The organism is Hylemonella sp. W303a (assembly GCF_046452315.1).
Lineage (GTDB): Bacteria > Pseudomonadota > Gammaproteobacteria > Burkholderiales > Burkholderiaceae_C > Hylemonella.
The window spans coordinates 402771-422725 of the sequence record NZ_JBKFDG010000004.1 but is presented as its reverse complement, the minus strand read 5'-3'; the positions used below and the strand labels follow the sequence as shown (position 1 = coordinate 422725).

The 19955-nt window shown below is 65.6% G+C and carries 18 protein-coding genes; 9 read left to right on the top strand and 9 right to left on the bottom strand.

From position 1 onward, the window contains the following. Window positions 1–20: 20 nt before the first annotated feature. On the top strand, window positions 21–782 hold the full coding sequence (locus tag ACLBKS_RS10390; protein WP_410192728.1) for an SDR family oxidoreductase: 762 nt from the start codon (window positions 21–23) through the stop codon (window positions 780–782). Window positions 783–799: 17 nt separating this feature from the next. After that, complete coding sequence (locus ACLBKS_RS10385; RefSeq protein WP_410192727.1) at window positions 800–1426, top strand: MarC family protein; 627 nt, start codon at window positions 800–802, stop codon at window positions 1424–1426. A gap of 22 nt (window positions 1427–1448) precedes the next feature. On the opposite strand, the gene ACLBKS_RS10380 is transcribed toward ACLBKS_RS10385, so the two are convergent. Genes ACLBKS_RS10380 through ACLBKS_RS10370 form a run of 3 tightly spaced genes read right to left on the bottom strand, consistent with a single transcriptional unit; the run spans window position 1449 to window position 4425 of the window. After that, window positions 1449–2774, bottom strand: a complete 1326-nt coding sequence (locus tag ACLBKS_RS10380) for a TRAP transporter large permease subunit (RefSeq protein WP_410192726.1) — start codon at window positions 2772–2774, stop codon at window positions 1449–1451. Beyond that, window positions 2767–3315, bottom strand: a complete 549-nt coding sequence (locus tag ACLBKS_RS10375) for a TRAP transporter small permease subunit (RefSeq protein WP_410192725.1) — start codon at window positions 3313–3315, stop codon at window positions 2767–2769. The genes ACLBKS_RS10380 and ACLBKS_RS10375 overlap by 8 nt, the downstream gene beginning before the upstream one ends. A 15-nt stretch (window positions 3316–3330) precedes the next feature. Next, on the bottom strand, window positions 3331–4425 hold the full coding sequence (locus ACLBKS_RS10370) for a TRAP transporter substrate-binding protein (protein WP_410192724.1): 1095 nt from the start codon (window positions 4423–4425) through the stop codon (window positions 3331–3333). A gap of 163 nt (window positions 4426–4588) precedes the next feature. On the opposite strand from ACLBKS_RS10370, the gene ACLBKS_RS10365 reads away from it, so the two are divergent. From ACLBKS_RS10365 to ACLBKS_RS10355, 3 genes are all read left to right on the top strand, one after another. Beyond that, complete coding sequence (locus tag ACLBKS_RS10365; protein ID WP_410192723.1) at window positions 4589–5506, top strand: RNA polymerase sigma-70 factor; 918 nt, start codon at window positions 4589–4591, stop codon at window positions 5504–5506. 48 nt (window positions 5507–5554) lie between these two features. Beyond that, on the top strand, window positions 5555–6034 hold the full coding sequence (locus ACLBKS_RS10360) for a carboxymuconolactone decarboxylase family protein (protein WP_410192722.1): 480 nt from the start codon (window positions 5555–5557) through the stop codon (window positions 6032–6034). A 112-nt stretch (window positions 6035–6146) separates the two neighbouring features. Continuing rightward, on the top strand, window positions 6147–7658 hold the full coding sequence (locus ACLBKS_RS10355; RefSeq protein WP_410192721.1) for a DASS family sodium-coupled anion symporter: 1512 nt from the start codon (window positions 6147–6149) through the stop codon (window positions 7656–7658). 27 nt (window positions 7659–7685) lie between these two features. On the opposite strand, the gene ACLBKS_RS10350 is transcribed toward ACLBKS_RS10355, so the two are convergent. Next, window positions 7686–8690, bottom strand: a complete 1005-nt coding sequence (locus ACLBKS_RS10350) for a LysR family transcriptional regulator (protein WP_410192720.1) — start codon at window positions 8688–8690, stop codon at window positions 7686–7688. Window positions 8691–8810: 120 nt separating this feature from the next. Here ACLBKS_RS10350 and ACLBKS_RS10345 point away from each other — a divergent pair, with 120 nt between their 5' ends. Then, a complete protein-coding gene (locus tag ACLBKS_RS10345; RefSeq protein ID WP_410192719.1) occupies window positions 8811–10331 on the top strand; it encodes a CoA-acylating methylmalonate-semialdehyde dehydrogenase in 1521 nt (506 codons plus the stop codon). Between the two features lie 34 nt (window positions 10332–10365). Here ACLBKS_RS10345 and ACLBKS_RS10340 read toward each other — a convergent pair whose 3' ends face one another. Beyond that, the gene (locus ACLBKS_RS10340) at window positions 10366–11415 is read right to left on the bottom strand and encodes an amidohydrolase family protein (RefSeq protein WP_410192718.1); all 1050 of its coding nucleotides are present in this window, start codon (window positions 11413–11415) and stop codon (window positions 10366–10368) included. Between the two features lie 126 nt (window positions 11416–11541). Between ACLBKS_RS10340 and ACLBKS_RS10335 the strand changes: the two genes are divergently transcribed. The 3 genes from ACLBKS_RS10335 (at window position 11542) to ACLBKS_RS10325 (ending at window position 14924) form a co-directional block, all read left to right on the top strand. Then, the gene (locus ACLBKS_RS10335) at window positions 11542–12081 is read left to right on the top strand and encodes a hypothetical protein (protein WP_410192717.1); all 540 of its coding nucleotides are present in this window, start codon (window positions 11542–11544) and stop codon (window positions 12079–12081) included. A gap of 24 nt (window positions 12082–12105) precedes the next feature. Continuing rightward, a complete protein-coding gene (locus ACLBKS_RS10330; protein WP_410192716.1) occupies window positions 12106–13845 on the top strand; it encodes a GMC family oxidoreductase in 1740 nt (579 codons plus the stop codon). A 320-nt stretch (window positions 13846–14165) separates the two neighbouring features. Further along, window positions 14166–14924, top strand: a complete 759-nt coding sequence (locus ACLBKS_RS10325; protein ID WP_410192715.1) for a sulfite exporter TauE/SafE family protein — start codon at window positions 14166–14168, stop codon at window positions 14922–14924. Window positions 14925–15036: 112 nt separating this feature from the next. Here the strand turns inward: ACLBKS_RS10325 and mrdA are convergent, their stop codons facing one another. The 4 genes from mrdA to ACLBKS_RS10305 all read right to left on the bottom strand — a co-directional run bounded on the left by mrdA (window position 15037) and on the right by ACLBKS_RS10305 (window position 19889). Beyond that, window positions 15037–17208: a penicillin-binding protein 2 gene (gene mrdA, locus ACLBKS_RS10320; RefSeq protein WP_410192714.1), complete on the bottom strand. Its 2172-nt coding sequence runs from the start codon at window positions 17206–17208 to the stop codon at window positions 15037–15039. 138 nt (window positions 17209–17346) lie between these two features. Then, window positions 17347–17877, bottom strand: a complete 531-nt coding sequence (gene mreD / locus ACLBKS_RS10315) for a rod shape-determining protein MreD (RefSeq protein ID WP_410192713.1) — start codon at window positions 17875–17877, stop codon at window positions 17347–17349. Beyond that, on the bottom strand, window positions 17874–18794 hold the full coding sequence (gene mreC, locus ACLBKS_RS10310) for a rod shape-determining protein MreC (RefSeq protein ID WP_410192712.1): 921 nt from the start codon (window positions 18792–18794) through the stop codon (window positions 17874–17876). The genes mreD and mreC overlap by 4 nt, the downstream gene beginning before the upstream one ends. A 51-nt stretch (window positions 18795–18845) precedes the next feature. Next, window positions 18846–19889 (bottom strand): rod shape-determining protein, encoded by a 1044-nt coding sequence (locus tag ACLBKS_RS10305; RefSeq protein WP_410192711.1) that lies wholly within the window; start codon window positions 19887–19889, stop codon window positions 18846–18848. Window positions 19890–19955: the final 66 nt, after the last annotated feature.

Sequence of the window (19955 nt, the reverse complement as noted above, 5' to 3'; positions counted from 1 at the left end):
GCAAACGCAGGGGGCTCCACGTGGCACAAATACTGTTGGTGACGGGCGGCGGGCGCGGCATCGGCGCCGCGACGGCCTTGCTGGCCGGACAGCGCGGCTACGCCGTGGCCGTGAACTACGCGTCCGACGCGGCATCGGCGGCGTCCGTCGTGGAACGCATCCGCGCAGATGGCGGACAGGCCTTGGCCGTGCAGGCCGATGTATCCGACGAAGCCCAGGTGTTGGCCATGTACGCCCGCGTCGACCGCGAACTCGGCCCGCTCACTGCCCTGGTGAACAACGCAGGCGTGGTGGACAGTACGCAGCGCTTGGATGAGCAAAGTCTGGCTCGCTGGCAGCGCATGTTCGCCATCAACGTGTTTGGCACCCTGCTGTGCTCGCGCGAGGCGGTCAAGCGCATGAGCACGAAGCAGGGCGATGCATACGGCGGAGGCAAAGGTGGCGCCATCGTCAACCTCAGCAGCGTGGCCGCGCAACTGGGTGGGGCGGGTCAGTATGTGGACTACGCGGCGGCCAAAGGCGCGGTGGACTCATTCACCCGAGGCCTGGCACGCGAGGTGGCCAGCGAAGGCATCCGCGTCAACGCGGTGCGGCCGGGTGTCATCGAGACCGACATCCACGCCAGCGGCGGACAGCCAGACCGCGCCCAGCGCATGGCATCCGTGATTCCCATGCAACGACCCGGCACAGCCCAAGAAATCGCCCAGGCCATCCTCTGGCTACTCTCCAGCGAAGCCGGTTACGCGACCGGCGCCGTGCTCGACATTTCGGGAGGTCGCTGAGACCAGCGCGCGACACCATGGACTTCAAAGCCCTCATCACCTTGCTGGCCGTGGTCAACCCGCTGTCGGCCCTGCCCTTCTTCATCCATTACACCGAGGGTTACACCAAGGAGCAGCGCCGCCGCACCATCATGATCGCGGCGCGCACCGTCTTCATCGTGATCGCGACCAGCGCCTTGCTGGGCCTACACTTGCTGGCTTTCTTCGGCATTTCGCTGGCCAGCTTCCAGGTTGGCGGCGGCATGCTGCTGCTGACTTCGGCGCTGTCGATGCTGAACGCGCAGCCCGCCGAGGCCCGCTCCACCGCCAGCGAAATCCAGGACTCGGCCGCGCGCGCCAGCATCGCGGTGGTGCCTTTGACCATCCCACTGCTGACCGGCCCGGCCACCATGTCCACCGTGGTCATCTACGCGGACAAGGCACACACGGTGCTGCAGCACGCCACGCTGATCTTTTACGGCGCCGTGGTCGCCCTGGCTGTCTTGCTGTGCTTCACCCTGGCCGAGCGCATCGCACGTCGGCTGGGCAAGACCGGCATCAATGTGATGACCCGATTGATGGGCCTGGTGCTCGCGGCCATCGCCGTCGAGATCATGTCCGACGGCTTGGTGCAGCTGTTCCCGGCGCTGGCCGGACGCACCTGAATACGGTCAGCCGTGTGCGGCATCACCAGCCGATCGCCTTGGGCAACCAGAGCGCGATCTGCGGGTAGAAGAACACCAGGGCTAGCGTGACGCCCTGCATCGCGATGAAAGGCACCACGCCCTTGTAGATGTCCTTGATCGTCACCTCCGGCGGCGCCACGCCCTTCAGGTAGAACAGCGCCCAACCGAACGGTGGGGTCAGGAAGGACGACTGCAGGTTGACCGTGATCAGCATGGCCAGCCAGACGGGGTCCACGCCCTGGGACAACAACACGGGCATGAACAAGGGCACCGCGATGTAGCTGATCTCGATCCACTCGATGAAGAAGCCCAGCACGAAGATCAGCGCCATCATGAACCAGATGTCGCTGTTCACCCCACCGGGCAGCAACGCGAACATTTCGCTGATCAGGTCCTCGCCATGCAGGCCCCGGAATGCCAGGGCAAAGACTTGAGCCATCATCAGGATGAGCATCATCATCGCCGTGATCTTGCTGGTCTCCAGCGCCACCGCCTTGAGCATCTTGAGCGTGAGGCGCCGGGCACCGGCCGCGATCAGCACCGCGCCCACCGCGCCCATCGAGGCGGCTTCCGTCGGCGCGGCGATGCCCCCGACGATGGAGCCCAGCACCGCGACCACCAGCAAGATGGGCGGCACCACCACCTTCCAGAAGCGCTTCCACAGCTCGCCGCGCGAGACGGCGTCGCGCTCGTCCTGCGGGATGGGTGGCATCAGCGCGGGGTTCATCCACCCACGCACCAGCAGGTAGATGATGTAGACCGCCGCCAGCAGCATGCCGGGCCCAACCGCCGCCGCGAACAGGGTGCCAACCGAGAGCTGCATGATGTCCGACAGCAGGATCAGGATCAGGCTGGGCGGGATGATCTGCCCCAGCGTGCCTGAGGCGCAGATCGCGCCCGCGGCGATGCTCTTGTCATAGCCCCGCTTGATCAGCGTGGGCAAGGTCAGCAGACCCAGCGTGATGACGGTGGCACCCACGATGCCCGTGGTCGCGCCCATGAGCACGCCAAACAGGATGATGCCCACGCCCATGCCGCCGCGCACGCCACCGGCGATGTGGCCCATCACATCCAACAGGTCATCGGCCAGGCGCGATTTCTCCAGCATCACGCCCATGAAGACGAAGAGCGGGATCGACATCCACTGGTAACCCGCGACCACGCCGTAGAAACGCGCGGGCAGCAGGGCGAACAAGCCATCGCCGAAACCCAGGTAACCGAAGATGAAACCCGTCACGGCCAAGGTCGTGGCCACGGGCACGCCGATCATCAGCAACGCGAAGAAGGCCGCGAGCATCAGCAGCGCATAGGTTTGGGGTTCAAACATGATCAGACTTCCCCACCGCGGTCGTCGCGCCATCCAGGGCTGCACGGCGTTCATGGAAGAGGCGCAACAAAGCGCCCACGGACTGCAAAGCCACCAGCGCGTAGCCCAGCGGTATCAGCGACTTGATGGCCCAACGCCAGGGGATGCCCCCCGGATCGGGGGAGGTCTCGTTGATGCTCCAGGACTGCGCCACGTAGTTGAGCGACAACTTGATGAAGAGCACGGACACGGCCAGCATCAACAGCACCGAGACCACATCGACCCCGAATTTCACGCGCGGCGAATACCCGGCATAAAACAGATCGACGCGCACGTTGTCGCCCCGCTGCAGGGCGTAACTCATGCCCAGCAGGATCAGCGCCGCCAGCAAATGCCACTCCAGCTCTTGCGCCCAGACCGAGCCAAAACTGAACAGGTAGCGCAACAGCACATTGACCGCGACCAGCCCAATCATCAGCAGCGTCACCCAGAGCGTGACGCGCCCGATGAAATCGGTCCCAGCCTCGATTGCGCCCATCAAGGCGCCCATCGTTTTTTTCACGCGCAGTGCTCCCGTTCAGCCGCGGATTCGGGTGTGGTACTGCTCTTCGCTGACCTCCACCCAACGGTCGTACTTGGCTTTGAAGGCGAAATAGGAGTCGTGCACCTTTTTGACCAATGGATCCTTGGCCACGGCCTCGGCCAGCACCTTCTCCGTCTCGACGCGCAAGGCCTTGACCACCGCGTCCGGCAGGGGCTTGGCAATGACCTTCTGGTTCTTGACCAGGTCTTCCATGGCCTCGGAGTTGGCCTTTTGGCACCAACCTTCGCTGATCACGTTGCACGCAGCAGCGGCATTGCTCACGATGGCCTGCAAGTCCTTGGGCAGCTTGTCCCAGGCGGCCTTGTTGATGAGCAGCTCCGACACCGTGGACGACTCGTGCCAGCCCGTGGTGTAGTAGTACTTGGCGGCTTTCTGCAAGCCCAGCCGACGGTCTTGGAAGGGCCCGACGAACTCAGCCGCGTCGATCACGCCGCGCTCCAGCGCGGGGAAGATCTCGCCTCCCGGCAGCACTTTCACATCCACGCCCAGGTTGGCGTAGACCTTGCCCGCCAGGCCGGGGATGCGCATCTTCAAGCCCTTGAAGTCGGCGACGGTGTTGATCTCCTTCTTGAACCAGCCCGTCATCTGCACGCCGGTGTTGCCGCAGGGCATGGCCACCATGCCGAAAGGGGCATACACCTCGTTCCACAGGTCGATGCCGCCGCCGTCATAAAGCCAGCCGTTCATGCCCTGGAAGTTCATGCCAAAGGGCACGGCGGTGAAGTACTGGGCCGCGAAGGTCTTGCCGGTCCAGAAGTAGCTGTTGGCGTGGTTCATCTCCACCGTGCCCGCGCGCACGGCGTCGAAGCCTTCGAAGGCCGGGATGAGTTCCCCCGCACCAAAGACTTGGATGTTCAAGCGACCGCCCGACATCTCGCGGATGCGCTTGGCCAGGTCCGTCGCGCTGCCTGGGCCGTCCATGTAGAAGGGCGCGCCCTTGGCATAGGCGCTGGTCATCTTCCAGTTGAAGGATTGCTGCGCCTTGGCGACCATGGGAAAAGCGAGCGTGCCCGCTGCGGCGGCGCCGGTGACACTCTTGGAGACGAAGGAACGGCGGTCCAGTTTCATAGGGGTACTCCAGGGAAATGATTTGAAAAGGGTGAGGGAAAACAATTCAGGAAATGCTTACTTGCATGCAAGGCGCATGCCTGATTCAGAATGCCCAATGACACACACCGTCGCTGCCGATGGAAAGCTGTCACAAATCGTTAGCCCCATCCGTCTAGGCCCCATGGACGACAGAAACCTTTTCTTCAACCGCTTGCGCCCTCGCTTGCAGGCCATCGCCTACCGCATGCTGGGCACGGTGGCCGAGGCCGAGGAGTTGGTGCAAGACGTCTGGCTGCGCTGGCACGAGGCCGAGACCGAGACGCTCGACAGCGCCGAGGCCTGGCTGGTCACCGTGACCACGCGCCTGGCCATCGACCGTCTGCGCACGGCCAAGGTGCAACGCGAGCACTACACTGGCTTCTGGCTGCCCGAACCCCAGCTCACCCCGGACGCCGGACCGGCCAGCCCCGAAGAGTTGCTGGAACGCGCCGACGACATTTCCATGGCTTTCCTCGCCCTGCTGGAACGCCTGACGCCGGAGATGCGCGCGGCCTTCCTTTTGCGAGAAGTGTTCGACGCCGATTACGCCGACGTGGCTCGCGCCTTGGGCAAGAGCGAGGCCGCCTGCCGACAGATCGTTTCTCGCGCCAAGGCACAACTGAAAGAAGGCCGGGTGCGCCAGGCCGTCTCGCCCGACACGCATTACCGCTTGCTCAGCGGCTTTGCCGAAGCCGCGCGGCGCGGTGACTTCGCAACCCTGCAGGCCCTGCTGGCCGAAGACGCCGAGCTGGTCAGCGACGGCGGCGGCAAGGTGCCCAGCTTCGGCAAGGTGCTGCTGGGCGCGGCGCGCATCGCCAGGCTCTACCTGGCCGTCTGGCTGCGCACCGGCAAGGGCGGGCGCTCTCTGCGCATGGAGCTGGTGCAACTCAATGGCCAGTGGGGCCTCTTGCGCTTCATCGACGGTCAACTTGAGTCGGCGCAGAGCTTCGAGAGCGATGGAGAACGCATCACCCGCATCCACACGCAGCGCAACCCCGACAAACTTCACCGCATCGCCGAGGCCTGGGCTGTCACAAACGTGGGTGGCAACGCGTCTTGAGGGGTGGATGCATCCACTTCCTTCAACCTCAGCACGGAGTTCCTCACCATGAGCCAACGCCTCGATTACGCCCAACACGCCCCCGAACTGTTCAAGAAGTACCTGGACTTCAGCCTGGCGCTGAAAAAGAGCCACCTGGAGCCCGGCCTGCGACACCTCGTCACCCTGCGCGCCTCGCAACTCAACGGCTGCGCCTTCTGCGTGGACATGCACGTCAAGGAAGCACGCATCGACGGCGAGCGCGAGCTGCGCCTGCACCACGTGGCCATTTGGCGCGAATCCCCGCTGTTCTCCCCGCGCGAACGCGCCGCCCTGGCCTGGACGGAAGTGCTCACGCGCCTGCCTGCACAAGGCGTGAGCGAGGCCGACTACGAGGCCGTGCGTGCTGAGTTCAACGAGCAGGAATTGACCGACCTGAGTTTCGCGATCGTGGCCATCAACGGCTGGAATCGCCTCTCCGTCGGCTTCGCCGCCGTGCCGGGTTCGCAAGACCGGGCCTACGGCCTGGACAAGGCCGGCCTGATCTGAGCGAGGGCCTTGCACAAACGCCGACCACCAAGCGACCGGTGCTTGATCCACATCAAGGTGGACACGGGCGCACGCCCTAGCATGGCTGCACATCCACAATGGAGGAGACGCCATGGCGACAAGCACCCCCATCGGTTCCGCCCCGGTGCGCGAACCGGTCCACGTCACCGGTCTGCTGGCCGCGCTGGTCAGCCTGGTCCTGGTTCTCCTGCTGCCACGCCCCGAAGGTCTGCCGGTGGCGGGGCAGATCATGCTGGGCCTGCTGCTGTTCTCCGTCATCCTCTGGATGACCGAGGCCGTGGACTACGCCATCAGCGCGGTGCTGATCACAGCCCTCATGGCCTTTCTGCTGGGGCTGGCCCCCAACGCCGCCAAACCCGAGGCGGCGCTCGGCACGACGGCCGCGCTCACCCTGGCCTTGAGCGGTTTCGCCAATACGGCGCTGGCACTTGTCGGCGCGGCCTGCTTCATCTCAGCCGCCATGACCCTCACCGGCCTGGACAAGCGCATCGCCCTCTTCATCCTGTCCCAGGTGGGCGCGCGCACCAAGCGCGTGGTGGTGGGCGCCATCCTGGTCGGCATCGTGCTGTCTTTCCTCGTGCCTTCGACCACGGCCCGTGTGGCCTGCCTGGTGCCCATCGTCATGGGGATCATCCTGGCCTTCGGCGTGGACCAACGCTCGCGCTTCGCAGGCCTGTTGATGATCGCCACCGCGCAAGCAGCGTCCATCTGGAACGTGGGCGTCAAGACGGCGGCCGCGCAGAACATGGTGGCCATCGGCTTCATCGAGAAGGCCTTCGGTCAGACCATCACCTGGCTGGACTGGCTGATCGCGGCTGCCCCCTGGTCCATCCTCATGTCCATCGCGCTGTACTTCGTGATGACGCGGATGATGCCGCCCGAGACCGAAGAAATCGCCGGCGGCAAGGACACCATCCGCCAGGCCTTGCGCGCGCTCGGCCCCATGACCGGGGCCGAATGGCGGCTGCTCGCCATCATGCTGGCACTGCTGGGCCTGTGGGCGACCGAGAAAGTGCTGCACCCCTTTGACACCTCCAGCACCACCATCGCGGCCATTGCGCTGATGTTCACGCCCGGCATCGGCGTCATGGGTTGGAAGCAGGCGCAATCCAAGATTCCGTGGGGCACCATCGTGCTCTTCGGCACCGGCATCAGCCTGGGCACGGCGCTGCTGCAAACCCAAGCCGCCGCCTGGCTGGCCAACATCATCGTGGCCAACCTGGGCCTGGCGGGTGCCTCGGCCTTCATGATCCTGGCCCTGCTCTCGCTCTTCCTGATCGTGGTGCACCTGGGCTTCGCCAGCGCCACCGCCCTGGCCTCGGCCATGGTCCCCATCATGATCAGCGTGCTGCAGCGGATCGCAGGCGGCCCCGATGCTGCACCGCTCAACCTGATCGGCATGACCCTGCTGCTGCAGTTCGTGGTGAGTTTCGGCTTCATCCTGCCCGTCAACGCGCCGCAGAACATGGTGGCCTACGGCACCGACACCTTCAGCGCCAAAGACTTCGTGCGCACGGGTCTGGTGCTCACGGTGATTGGCTATGCGCTCGTGCTGCTGCTGGGCGCGACGTACTGGTCTTGGATGGGATACCTGACGCACTGAGGTTGCGTGGCAACGACCGATCAAACACTACGCGACAGGCAACGCAAACCCCCTTCCGAGCGTCTCCTTCAGATGATCCACCAAGCACTGCACGGCCCGCGGCGGCTGCGGTGACCAGGGTCGGATGGCGTAGATGCGCTCGCCGAAAAAATCGCGCGGCGACCACGCGGGCAGCACGCGGCGCAAGCGGCCCGCGCGCAGGGCCTCGGCCGCGCTGAAGTCTGGCAGCAGGGCGATGCCCAGTCCGCCCAGCGCCGCCTCGCGCAAGACCTCGCTGTTATTGGCCTTGAGCGGGCCGCCCACGGCAACGGCCACGCGCTCTGGCGCGGCGTCCCTTGCGGCTGATGCTGCCAATGCTGCCAATGCTGCCGATGCGCCCGAAGCCCGCCGGCCCCCGCTTTTCTCGAACGCCCAGCTCTGCCCGGCTGCGCCGCGCAGGTAGAGCAGGCATTGGTGCCGCGCCAGCTCGGCAGGATGCTTGGGCTCGCCCGCACGCGCCAGGTAGTCCGGGCTGGCCACCAGCACCGAGCGTGTGTCGCACAGCACCGTGGCGACCTGCGTGTCCGGCGCGGCCTGGGCGTGGCGGATGGCGAGGTCAAAACCTTCCTGCGCCAGATTGACGAAGCGGTCGCTCAGGTCCAGCTCGATGCGGATTTCCGGCCAGGCCCGAGCGAAGGTGGGCAACGTGGGCGCGATGTGCTGCCGCCCCAGGGCCACGGGTGCGCTCACGCGCACCAGACCACGCGGCGCGCCCGCCAGGTCCTTGGCGCTGGCCACGCCCTGCTCGATGCGCGCGAAGGCCGCGCCGATGTCGTCCACCAGCTGCTGCCCTGCCGCCGTCAGGCCCACCGCGCGGGTGGTGCGGCGCACCAGGGGCAGGCCCAGGCTGCGCTCCAACTCGGCGATGCGCATGCTGGCCGAGGCCTTGGACACGCCCAGGCGGCGGGCCGCCTGGGTGTAACTGCGGGTTTGGGCCAGCACGGTCAGCAGGTGCAAGTCGGCGTAGGCCAGGGTAGGAGTGTCGCTGCTCATGGCGCCATTGTTCATCGAAATGAACAATGTGGTCAGATTTCCGACCTTCTCAAGCGCCTTGGCGCGGCCTAGACTGCGCCGCATTCTTCACCCACCTCGGCTTGCCACGGAGGCCCCGCCATGAACGCTCGCACCCTCGCCCCCATCGGGCACTACATCGCTGGCCAGGTTCGGCCTGGCACCTCCGGCCGCCAGCAAGACGTGACCAACCCGGCCACGGGCGCGGTCACCGGTCAGGTGGCCTTGGCATCCAGCGCCGAGGTCGATGCCGCCGTGGCCGCCGCGCAGGCCGCCTTCCCGGCTTGGGCCGACACCTCGCCGCTGCGCCGCGCGCGCATCCTCTTCAAATTCCTCGAACTGCTGAACCAACACCGCGACGAACTGGCGCGCCTGATCACCGCCGAACACGGCAAGGTGTTCACCGATGCGCAAGGCGAAGTGACACGGGGCATCGAGATCGTGGAGTTCGCCACCGGCATCCCGCAACTGCTCAAGGGCGACTACACCGAGCAGGTCTCGACCGGCATGGACAACTGGACGATGCGCCAGCCTTTGGGCGTGGTGGCGGGCATCACGCCCTTCAACTTCCCGGTCATGGTGCCCATGTGGATGTTCCCCGTGGCCATCGCCTGTGGCAACACCTTCGTGCTCAAGCCCAGCCCGCTGGACCCCAGCCCCAGCCTGCGCATGGCCGAACTGCTGAAACAAGCTGGCCTGCCCGACGGCGTGTTCAACGTGGTGCAGGGCGACAAAGGCGCGGTGGACGCGCTGCTGGCCCACCCCGACGTGAAGGCCGTGAGCTTTGTCGGTTCCACGCCGGTGGCCAACAGCATCTATGAGACCGGCGCGCGCAACGGCAAACGCGTTCAGGCCTTGGGCGGCGCGAAGAACCACATGGTCGTCATGCCCGACGCGGACCTGGACCAGGCGGTGGACGGCTTGATCGGCGCGGCCTACGGCTCGGCCGGTGAGCGCTGCATGGCGATCTCGGTGGCGGTGCTGGTGGGCGACGTGGCGGACAAAGTCATCCCCAAGCTGATCGAGCGCACGAGGGCGCTCAAGGTGCTGGACGGCATGAACCTCGCCGCCGAGATGGGCCCCATCGTCACCGAAGCGGCGCGGCAACGCATCACCGGCTACATCGAACAGGGCGCGAAGGAAGGCGCCCAGCTGCTGGTGGACGGCCGTGGCTTTCCGGGCGCCCAAGCTGGCGCGGGCTGCGACCAGGGCTTCTGGCTGGGCGGCACGCTGTTCGACCACGTGACGCCCGAGATGAAGATCTACAAAGAAGAAATCTTCGGCCCGGTGCTCTCCTGCGTGCGCGTGCCCGATTTCGCCAGCGCCGTGCAACTCATCAACGGCCACGAATTCGGCAACGGGGTGTCTTGCTACACGCGCGATGGCAACGCCGCGCGTGAATTCGCGCGCCGTATCCAGGTGGGCATGGTGGGCATCAACGTGCCGATTCCGGTACCCATGGCCTGGCACGGTTTTGGCGGCTGGAAGAAGAGCCTCTTCGGCGACATGCACGCCTATGGCGAGGAAGGCGTGCGCTTCTACACGAAGCAAAAGAGCGTGATGCAGCGCTGGCCCGAGAGCATCGGCAAGGGGGCCGAGTTTGTGATGCCGACAAGCAAGTAAGCCAGCAGCGCAAGGTCTGCGCCGGTTCGTCGCCTCAGCCGAACTCCTCGCCAAACATCAAGCGCCAGGCGTTGCGCCAGGCCACCTGGTGCCGGACTTCCTCGGGCAGTTGAGCCAGGAAGCGCCGGTGCTTGGCGTCGTATTCATGCATGCGATGCATGCGGTCCTGCCCCAGATCGAGGGCGGACAGGAATCGCCGAGGGTGCGCGACGATCAGATCGCGCCATTCCTTCTTGAGAGCTTCGCCATTCCAGATGCGCGCATGCTTTTGCCCGCTCGGCGGATACACCGAGGCACCGTCGCCAAACGCGGTGTCGAAGCACAGCCCGGGGAAGCGCTGGATCAAGCCTTCGACATACGTGGGTGAATAACGCGAGGCACGCTCCAGGTAACGAACCTGCGCGAGATGACACCACACCACTCGGGCGCCGGGATACTGCGCCAGCATCTTTTCGAGCGTCGGGAGCAAGACGTCCTCGATCTCGTAGTGAATCTGGAAAGGCAGGCCGGTCGCCTCGCTCAGACGGAACAAGCGGTGGCCCTCCAGCCCGTCCAGAGGAATATCGACGTCACGCTCTTCGGGTTCACGCTTGGCTTGCCGGGGTGACGGGTAATGGCGAAACTCGTATTCGCCCAACAGCAGGATTTTCCCATCGCGCGCCGCTTGCTCCTGCGCATCCAGGAATTCGCCGGGCGCATCCGTCAGCGCGGGGGGCTGCCCGCCATTGCCGATGGGAATGAAGCGGTCCGGAAAACTGGCCAGCAGTCGTTGCGAGAGGTCATCGTAGCGAACACCGTCTGCAAAGCGGTTTTTGCCGATGTCGGCGGACAGCGCCATCAAGCCGATGTTCAACTCGTCCATCGCTTTGGCGACGGCCTGCACGTCAATCTTCGTCGAATTGCAAGAGCTTTCGATGTCGATGTAAGGCAAGGCCCCGGCTGCGAGCAGCTTCTTGAGGCGCAGCGCGTAGCCCGCTTTCAGGGAAGGCACGTCGAGCGACGCGGCTTGGCCCATCGCGAACCGAGGCAAACCCGCCGCCACGGTAAACGCGCCGAAGGTTGTGATGAAGCGTCGCCGATTCATGGGAAAGCGGGGCCTTGGACCGATGCGGGGCAAACCACTGCGGGCCTCTTCTTGCTCATGACCGTCCAGTGCAATGCGTATGATCCAGTTCATTCTAGTCATGCACGACCCGCGCAAGCACCGCCCATGAGCGAACTCCACAGTGTTGCTGACCCGCCCATGACCGTGTCGACCGAGGCCGAGCGCCTTGCATGGATAGACCGCTTGGAACGTGAAGCTTTTGGCCAGCGGATACCCGACGCCGCGGACTATGCGGCACGCCTAGGGCTTTACCGTGTGCTGGCACCGCTCTGGCTGGTGGGCCTCCTGCTTTGCGCACCCTTGATCTCCGTGCTGTGGGGCAATTGGCTGCCGTTCTTCCTTCTGCCGGGTTGTTTCTACATCGCCGCGCCGCTGCTGGCCTGGGCCTTTGCGCGACGGTCAGCCACTTGGCGCTGGTACCTGTTCGGATCGACGCGCCTGGTCAGGCTCAGCAGCGTGCCGACGCTGGCAAGTTGGCAGGAGCTGCAACAATGGGCCCACCAAAGGGGCACGCCCACGCTGCAGGCACTCGCCCACCGGCGCTGGGTTGACTACCAGACGGCGCTGACCGCGCTGGGCCAGCCCCTACCCACGGCCGTCCTGGCGCGCGGCTTTGGCGACCTTTTCCGCTGGCTGCCCTTCTGAACATTGATTCCAACAACAACATCCATGAGCGAGACAACGTTCGACTTCATCATCGTCGGCGCGGGCACGGCGGGCAGTTTGCTCGCCAATCGCTTGAGCGCTGACCCATCCAAGCGCGTGCTGCTGATCGAGGCTGGCCGCAAGGACGACTACCACTGGATCCACATACCGGTCGGCTACCTGCATTGCATCGGCAACCCGCGCACCGACTGGCTCTACCAGACCGAGCCGGATGCCGGACTCAATGGCCGGGCGCTGCGCTACCCGCGCGGCAAGGTGCTGGGTGGCAGCTCCAGCATCAACGGCATGATTTACATGCGCGGTCAGGCCCAAGACTACGACCAGTGGGCGCAACTGACGGGCGACATGCGCTGGGGTTGGGAGCAGGTGCTGCCCTTCTTCAAGCGGCATGAAGACCACTACCGAGGCGAGCCTGCGGGCCAAGTCGAGAAGAACGAAACCCATGCGCCAGACCCGGCCTTCGCGGCCTTCCATGGCGTCGGCGGCGAATGGCGCGTGGACAAGCAGCGCCTGCACTGGGAGGTGCTGGACGCCTTCGCACGGGCGGCCGAGCAGGCGGGCATTCCCGCCACCGAAGACTTCAACCGAGGCAACAACGAAGGCGTTGGCTATTTCGAGGTCAATCAGAAGAACGGCCTGCGCTGGAACACGGCCAAAGCGTTTCTGCGGCCCACTTGTTATGCACGCCCGAACTTCGAGCTGTGGACCTCGGCCCAAGTCTCGCGCCTTCTGTTCGAAGAAGGCACCGATGGCCGGCCGCGCTGCACAGGCGCGGAAGTCTGGACTGGGCACGAGCAGCTCACCGCCCGGCTGCCCCAGGACGGTACCGGCGAGGTCATCTTGTGCGCGGGCAGCATTGGTACGCCGCAGATCCTGCAGCTCTCCGGCCTGGGCCCCGGTGCGCTGCTGCAAGAACACGGCGTGCCCGTGCTACGGGACATTCCGGGCGTCGGCGCCAACCTGCAGGACCACCTGCAGATCCGCGCGGTCTACAAGGTCAAGGGCGCGAAGGACCGGCGCGGTCTCACGCTCAACACCTTGGCCGACAGCGCCTGGGGCCAATTCAAGATCGGGCTGGAATACGCCTTGCGCCGCACTGGACCGATGAGCATGGCCCCGAGCCAGCTGGGCGCCTTCACACGCAGCCGCCCCGGGCTGGCTCGCCCGAACCTGGAGTACCACGTGCAGCCGCTGTCCTTGGACGCCTTCGGCGAACCCCTGCACGGCTTCAACGCGTTCACCGCCAGCGTCTGCAATCTGCAGCCGACCAGCCGGGGCACGGTGCGCATCCGCAGCCCCCGTTTCGAGGACGCCCCGGCCATCGCGCCCAACTACCTGTCCACGCCGGAAGATCGGCAAGTCGCCGCCGAATCACTGCGGGTGACCCGGCGCATCGTGGCGCAACCCGCACTCGCGCCTTACCAGCCCGAGGAATGGAAGCCCGGTCTACCACCCAGTGGTCCGGACCAGAGCGATCAGGACCTGGCGCGCCTCGCGGGGGACATCGCCACCACCATCTTCCACCCCGTGGGCACGACCAAGATGGGGCGCGTGGAAGGCCTGGAGGCCGACCCGATGGCCGTGGTGGACGCGGAGTTGCGCGTGCGCGGCGTCACGGGCTTGCGCATCGCCGACGCGGGCGTGATGCCCCTCATCACCAGCGGGAACACCAACGCGCCCACGCTGATGATTGCTGAGCGCCTGGCCGAATTGCTGCGCCGGGGTCAGCGCCAAGGCCCATAACCGGGCGGGGCTAGGGCAAACACGCGCACGGGAAAATCCCGATGCCCTCAAATGGTGCCCGGGCATACAGTCACAGCACTCAAGGTGCGGCAGACGAGCTGCCGCAGACGCGAGGAACCGAGGACGACACTGGCTTCTTGAACTAGAAAACAAAATAAAGTTACCATCCATAGCAGATGGCTCTGCAAAAGCACCGCGCGCAAGCCCGGTGCTTTTTTATTGCTGGCTGTCTTGTCACGCCTCACCAGGCCCTCGCTCCACACCTCCCCTTCCTGCCCGTCGGCCTCGGCCACCAGGGCGACGCTTGTTACATTTTTCCCATGGAATTGTTGTTTGTCTCGCTGGCCTCGCTGCTGGCCGGCTTCGTGGACGCCATCGTCGGTGGCGGCGGCCTCATTCTGGTGCCCGCCTTGTTCGCCACCTACCCGGGCGCCAACGCCGCCACCTTGTTCGGCACCAACAAATCGGCCTCGGTTTGGGGCACCACGTTCTCGGCGACGCAGTACGCGCGCCGGGTCGAGCTGCGCTGGCCCGCCCTGCTCCCCGCGATGGCGCTGACGTTGACCGGTTCCTTCCTAGGGGCTTGGCTGGTCACGCAAATCCCCACCGCGTTCCTGCGCAAGCTGTTGCCCTTGGTGCTGCTGGTCGTGCTGATCTACACCCTGGCCCGCAAGGACTTGGGCCGGGCGCACGCGCCGCGCTACGCGGGGCGCGCCGAGGCCGTGGTGGCGGGCAGCATCGGTCTGCTGATCGGTTTCTACGACGGCCTCTTCGGGCCTGGCACCGGCAGCTTCTTCATCTTCCTGATGGTGCGCCTGCTGGGGTATGACTTCCTGCACGCCTCGGCCCACGCCAAGTTGCTCAACGTCTGCAGCAACGTGGCGGCCATCGTGCTGTTTGGCCTGCAAGGCCATGTCTGGTGGCATGTCGCGCTGGTGCTGGCTTTGGCCAACGTGGCGGGGAGCCTGCTGGGCACGCGGCTGGCACTCAAGCATGGCGCGGGTTTCGTGCGCGGCGTGTTCATCCTGGTCGTGCTGGCACTGATCCTCAAGACGGGGCGCGACGCCTTCTGGCCCTGACAGGGCCTGATCACAAGCCGCTCACAACGCGCCCCAGGCGCGTGAACCCATCCCGTATCAGGCGGCTCGGGCTCGGCACGGGCCCAGCCACTGCCCCGGGTGGACTCGCTGCTTATTGCGCGCCAGGGCTGTTGGTGAAGACTTCCGGTGCGGGGACGGCAGGCGCTGGCTCGGGCTGCGGCACCTGGGTCTGAACGGGCTGAGCAGCCTGCCCCGGACCGGTCACCTCGGTCAGCACCGATTCGCGGCGCTCTTGCGGCGAGGGCGCGGGGGGCTTCTGGAACCAGGCGCGCTTCAAGCCCCCCAGGGCCTTGACCTCGTCGTCGATGCTGCGCGGTGGCCAAGCCACCTCGGCGGCGAGGCGCGGGCGGCCTATCGGATACGCAGCCAGGCCCTGGCTCACGGCGTACAGATCCTCCACGCTGGGATACTGGCCCAGCAGCCAGTAATCGAACACGCGGCGGGCGATGGGCGCGGCTTGCTCCGCACCCCAGCCCGCGTTCTCGACCACCAGCGCCACGGCGATGCGAGGCTCGTCGGCCGGGGCGAAAGCCATGTACAGGGCGTGGTCACGCTGGTGTTCTTCCAGTTTGCGGGCGTCGTATTTTTCTTTCTGGCTGATCGTCACGGCCTGGGCCGTGCCGGTCTTGCCCGCGCTGAGGTACTTGGCGCCCGCGAAAGAACGGGCCGAGGTGCCTTCTTGCGTCACACCCACCAGGGCGCGGCGCACCGCCTCCAGGTTCTGCGGGTTGTAGCCAAGGCTCTGGGGCGGCGTCTTGGCGGTTTCGTGCATGCGCAAGGTCTGCGGGTCCTGCGTGCCGATGACCAGGTGCGGGCGCTGACGCAAGCCATTGTTGGCCAGCGTGGCCGTGGCCGTGGCCAGCTGCAACATCGTGAATGTGTTGTAGCCCTGGCCGATGCCCAGCGAAATCGTCTCACCAGCGAACCAGCGCTGCAGATTGGGTTGCTTGAAGGCGCGGCGCTTCCAATCTTGGTTCGGCAACACACCGCGCACCTCGCCTTGGATGTCGATGCCCGTGATCTGGCCGAAGCCCAGGGGCTTCATGAAGTCGTGGATGGCTTCCACGCCCAGGTCATTGGCCAAGGCGTAGTAATACACATTGCTGGACTTGACGATGCTGCGGTACAGGTCCACCACGCCCAAGCCGAAGTCTCCGTGGCTGCGGTAGGTGTGACCGCCCAGGGTCCAGGACCCCGTGTCCAAGATGGTCGTGCCAGCTTCACGCTTGCCCAGCTCCAAGGCGGCCAAGGCCATGAAGGGCTTGTAGGTCGAGCCAGGCGGGTAGATGCCCCGCAAGGCGCGGTTGAGCAAGGGCTTCTCGATGGACTCGTTCAACTCCTGCCAGGATTCCTGGTCCACACCTTCGACGAAGATGTTGGGATCGAAGGTCGGCTTGGAAACAAAGGCCAGGATCTCACCGTTGTTGGGGTCCATCGCCACCAACGCGCCACGCCGGTCGCCAAACATCTGCTCGACCAAGTGCTGGAGCTTGATGTCGATGGACAGCAGCACGTTGTCACCCGGCTTGTCGGGCTTGGTGGCCAGCGTGCGCATGATGACGCCGCCCGCCGAGGTTTCGATGCGCTCGAAACCCGTCTGGCCGTGCAACTGCTTTTCAAAGCTTTGCTCCACCCCGAGCTTGCCGATGTAGTCAGTGCCACGGTAGTTGGCCTGCTCTTCGGCGGGCCAGGCTTCGATGCGGCGCTTCTCGCTGGTGTTGATGCGCCCGATATAACCCACGACGTGGCTGCCCAATTCTCCCCAGGGGTAATTGCGCAGCAGGCGCGCGCGCAACTCGACGCCCTTGAAGCGGTAACGCTGCACGGTGAAGCGTGCCACCTCTTCGTCGGTCAGGCGGATGCGGATGGGCAGGGATTCAACCCCCCGGCTTTCCTGCATCAGGCGGCGAAAGCGTTGACGGTCGCGCGGGGAAATGTCGACCAACTGTGCGAGTTCGTCGATGGTCTTGGGCAGGTCATCCACCTGGGCGGGTGTGATTTCCAGGGTGTAGGCCGAATAGTTGGTGGCCAGCGGAATGCCGTTGCGGTCCAGGATCAGACCGCGCGCGGGCGTCAGCGGAACGATGGTGGTGCGGTTTACCTCCGCCTGGGCCTGCAACTCGGCATGGCGGAACACCTGCAAGTACACCAGCCGCACCATCAGCAGCAGGAAGCAAACCGCGATCACCCCCGCGAGCACCAGGGCGCGGTTGCGGAAGCGGTGCAGGTCCGCTTCGACGTTGCGCAGCTCGGTCAACGCCATGACTCACCCATTCAGGAGGAACGACACTGACGCGGGCTCAACGTCACCTGGCCGCCCCAGGCGCGAGCAATGCGCCACGCTCGCGCAGGACGTGCGGCGGCGATGCATGCGGGGTGGGCACGGAGGGAGGTCATGGCGTCACAGTGGCCGATTGGCATCCGGATCGGGTGCGCGGCGTTGCGGCAGCAGCAGCAGCAGGGTGGCGACCGGCCACAGCAAGGCCTCGATCAAGGGCGCCAGGAACATGGACCACCCCGGGAACTCGCCCCCCAGCATCATGCGCACCGCCAAGGTGACGAGGTGCGCCGCCGCCAAGATGGGCAGCACCTGCAGGGCTTGCCCAGACACGGGGAACCACAGAATGCGCCGGTGCACGGCGATGGCGAAGAAACTCAGCACCGAGTAAGCCAGCGCATGCTGACCCAGCACACTGCCTTGGTGCACGTCCATCAGCAAGCCAAATAGAAAGGCACCCGTCATGCCCACCCGACGGGGTTGATGCACGCCCCAGAAGACCAGCGTCAGGGCCAGCAGATCCGGCGCCCAAGGCGCGCGGCCCCAGAGCACGAAATTGCCCATCATGCCCAGGGCCAGGGCGCCCACCAGGCTGCCCCAAATGAAGGTCGGCTTGGCAGGCAGCAGCAGTTGTTGGCCTACGTTGAGCATCATCCGCCCCCTTTGCGTGGTGTGCCCGGCGCGGGCGCGGTTGTTGCGGGCCGCGGCGGCACCCGACCCGCCAGGGACTCGAGCACCAGGACCTGGCTGGCCCCGTCCACCCGCGCCTGGGGTTCACAGAAGATCTGCGCAAAAGCCGCTGCGGGGCGGCGCTCCACCCGGCTGACACGCGCCACCGGCAGGCCCGCGGGGTAAACGCCGTCGATGCCGCTGGTCACCAGCAGGTCGCCCGGTTGCACATCGGCATCGACAGCCATGTAGCGCAGCTCAAGCCGACCGCCATGCAGATCGGGCTCGCCGAACACCACGGCGCGCACGCCGGTGCGTGTGTTGACGATGGGGGTGGCCTGCGCGGCGTCGATGACCAGGGTGACCTCGGACAGGGCCGCGTGCACCCGAGTCACCTGGCCCAGCAAGCCGGAATCATCAATGACTGGGGCACCGGGGCTGACGCCGTGCACCAAGCCGCGGTCGATGACCACGCGATGCACGTAGGGATCGGCAGCATCGTAGAGCACCTGGGCGGCCTGGCTGGCCGTGGACAAGCGCGGCCGCAGATCAAGCAAACGGCGCAACTGCTCGTTTTCGAGCGCCAGCTGCTCATAGTTCAGCACGCGCGGCGTCTGCTGGCGCAGCAGCTCCTGGCTGTGCGCGGCAAGGTCACGGGCATAACGCAGGTCTTGCGCCGCTTCATAAAGGTTGCGGCTCCATTGCACCGGCTGCTGCAGCGCCCATTGCAAGGGATAGACCACGGCGGAGATCACCGTGCGCAAAGGACCGGTGATTTGGAAGCGGGTGTCCGCCACCATCAGGAAGAGCGACAGCGCACCGGCCAACAAAAGCCGAGAAAGTGCAGAAGCGCCTTGGCGGAAGAAGGGCGGTGGCGATCTGTCCAGCGTACCGAGCGCCATAGGTGTGTGCGGCCTTTGTCCCGCGAGTCAGACGGGTGTGATGAGTCCGGCTTACTCGTTGGTGAAGATGGCGCCCAGGTGGTCCATGCGTTCCAGGGCGATGCCGCAACCGCGCACCACGCAGGTCAGCGGGTCCTCGGCCACCAGCACGGGCAGGCCGGTTTCCTCGGAGAGCAGGCGGTCCAGGTCACGCAGCAGCGCGCCACCACCGGTCAGCATCATGCCGCGGTCGGCGATGTCGGCACCGAGTTCGGGCGGGGTCTGTTCCAGCGCGTTCTTGACGGCGGACACCACGTTGTTCAGCGGATCGGTGAGCGCTTCCAGGATTTCGTTGCTGGAAATCGTGAACGCACGCGGCACACCCTCAGACAGGTTGCGGCCGCGCACTTCCATCTCGCGCACCTCGCTGCCGGGGAAGGCGGAGCCGATGTCCTTTTTGATGGCTTCAGCGGTGGGCTCGCCAATCAGCATGCCGTAGTTGCGGCGGATGTAGTTGATGATGGCTTCGTCGAACTTGTCGCCACCCACGCGAACCGAGCCCTTGTAGACCATGCCGCCCAGGGAGATCACGCCGACTTCGGTCGTGCCGCCGCCGATGTCCACGACCATGGAGCCGGAGGCCTCGGACACGGGCAGGCCCGCGCCGATGGCGGCGGCCATGGGTTCCTCGATCAGGTAGACCTCGGACGCGCCCGCGCCCAGGGCCGATTCGCGGATGGCACGGCGCTCCACCTGGGTCGAGCCGCAGGGCACGCAGATGATGATGCGCGGGCTGGGCTTGAACATGCTGCGCGGGTGCACCATGCGGATGAACTGCTTGAGCATCTGCTCGGTGACGGTGAAGTCGGCGATCACGCCGTCCTTCATGGGGCGGATGGCCTCGATGTTGCCCGGCACCTTGCCCAGCATGGACTTGGCTTCGTGGCCCACCGCCTGGATGGACTTCTTGCCCTGGGGGCCGCCTTCGTGGCGAATCGCCACCACCGAGGGTTCGTTGAGCACCAGCCCTTTGTCGCGGGCGTAGATCAGCGTGTTGGCTGTGCCCAGATCGATCGCCAAGTCGGTCGAGAAATACTGGCGAAACGCTTCAAACATTGCTCTATCCTTTGGGTGCCGCGGGTGTCCTTGAAGGCGGGATAATACCCCATCCCCTGTGCGCGC

What these genes read in the sequence shown, in the direction of transcription:
- ACLBKS_RS10385 (WP_410192727.1), top strand. Translation starts at nt 800, where the DNA reads ATGGACTTCAAAGCCCTCATCACCTTGCTGGCCGTGGTCAACCCGCTG.
- ACLBKS_RS10380 (WP_410192726.1), bottom strand. Translation starts at nt 2,774, where the DNA reads ATGTTTGAACCCCAAACCTATGCGCTGCTGATGCTCGCGGCCTTCTTC.
- ACLBKS_RS10370 (WP_410192724.1), bottom strand. Translation starts at nt 4,425, where the DNA reads ATGAAACTGGACCGCCGTTCCTTCGTCTCCAAGAGTGTCACCGGCGCC.
- ACLBKS_RS10365 (WP_410192723.1), top strand. Translation starts at nt 4,589, where the DNA reads ATGGACGACAGAAACCTTTTCTTCAACCGCTTGCGCCCTCGCTTGCAG.
- ACLBKS_RS10360 (WP_410192722.1), top strand. Translation starts at nt 5,555, where the DNA reads ATGAGCCAACGCCTCGATTACGCCCAACACGCCCCCGAACTGTTCAAG.
- ACLBKS_RS10355 (WP_410192721.1), top strand. Translation starts at nt 6,147, where the DNA reads ATGGCGACAAGCACCCCCATCGGTTCCGCCCCGGTGCGCGAACCGGTC.
- ACLBKS_RS10350 (WP_410192720.1), bottom strand. Translation starts at nt 8,690, where the DNA reads ATGAGCAGCGACACTCCTACCCTGGCCTACGCCGACTTGCACCTGCTG.
- ACLBKS_RS10345 (WP_410192719.1), top strand. Translation starts at nt 8,811, where the DNA reads ATGAACGCTCGCACCCTCGCCCCCATCGGGCACTACATCGCTGGCCAG.
- ACLBKS_RS10340 (WP_410192718.1), bottom strand. Translation starts at nt 11,415, where the DNA reads ATGAATCGGCGACGCTTCATCACAACCTTCGGCGCGTTTACCGTGGCG.
- ACLBKS_RS10335 (WP_410192717.1), top strand. Translation starts at nt 11,542, where the DNA reads ATGAGCGAACTCCACAGTGTTGCTGACCCGCCCATGACCGTGTCGACC.
- ACLBKS_RS10330 (WP_410192716.1), top strand. Translation starts at nt 12,106, where the DNA reads ATGAGCGAGACAACGTTCGACTTCATCATCGTCGGCGCGGGCACGGCG.
- ACLBKS_RS10325 (WP_410192715.1), top strand. Translation starts at nt 14,166, where the DNA reads ATGGAATTGTTGTTTGTCTCGCTGGCCTCGCTGCTGGCCGGCTTCGTG.
- mrdA (WP_410192714.1), bottom strand. Translation starts at nt 17,208, where the DNA reads ATGGCGTTGACCGAGCTGCGCAACGTCGAAGCGGACCTGCACCGCTTC.
- mreD (WP_410192713.1), bottom strand. Translation starts at nt 17,877, where the DNA reads ATGATGCTCAACGTAGGCCAACAACTGCTGCTGCCTGCCAAGCCGACC.
- mreC (WP_410192712.1), bottom strand. Translation starts at nt 18,794, where the DNA reads ATGGCGCTCGGTACGCTGGACAGATCGCCACCGCCCTTCTTCCGCCAA.
- ACLBKS_RS10305 (WP_410192711.1), bottom strand. Translation starts at nt 19,889, where the DNA reads ATGTTTGAAGCGTTTCGCCAGTATTTCTCGACCGACTTGGCGATCGAT.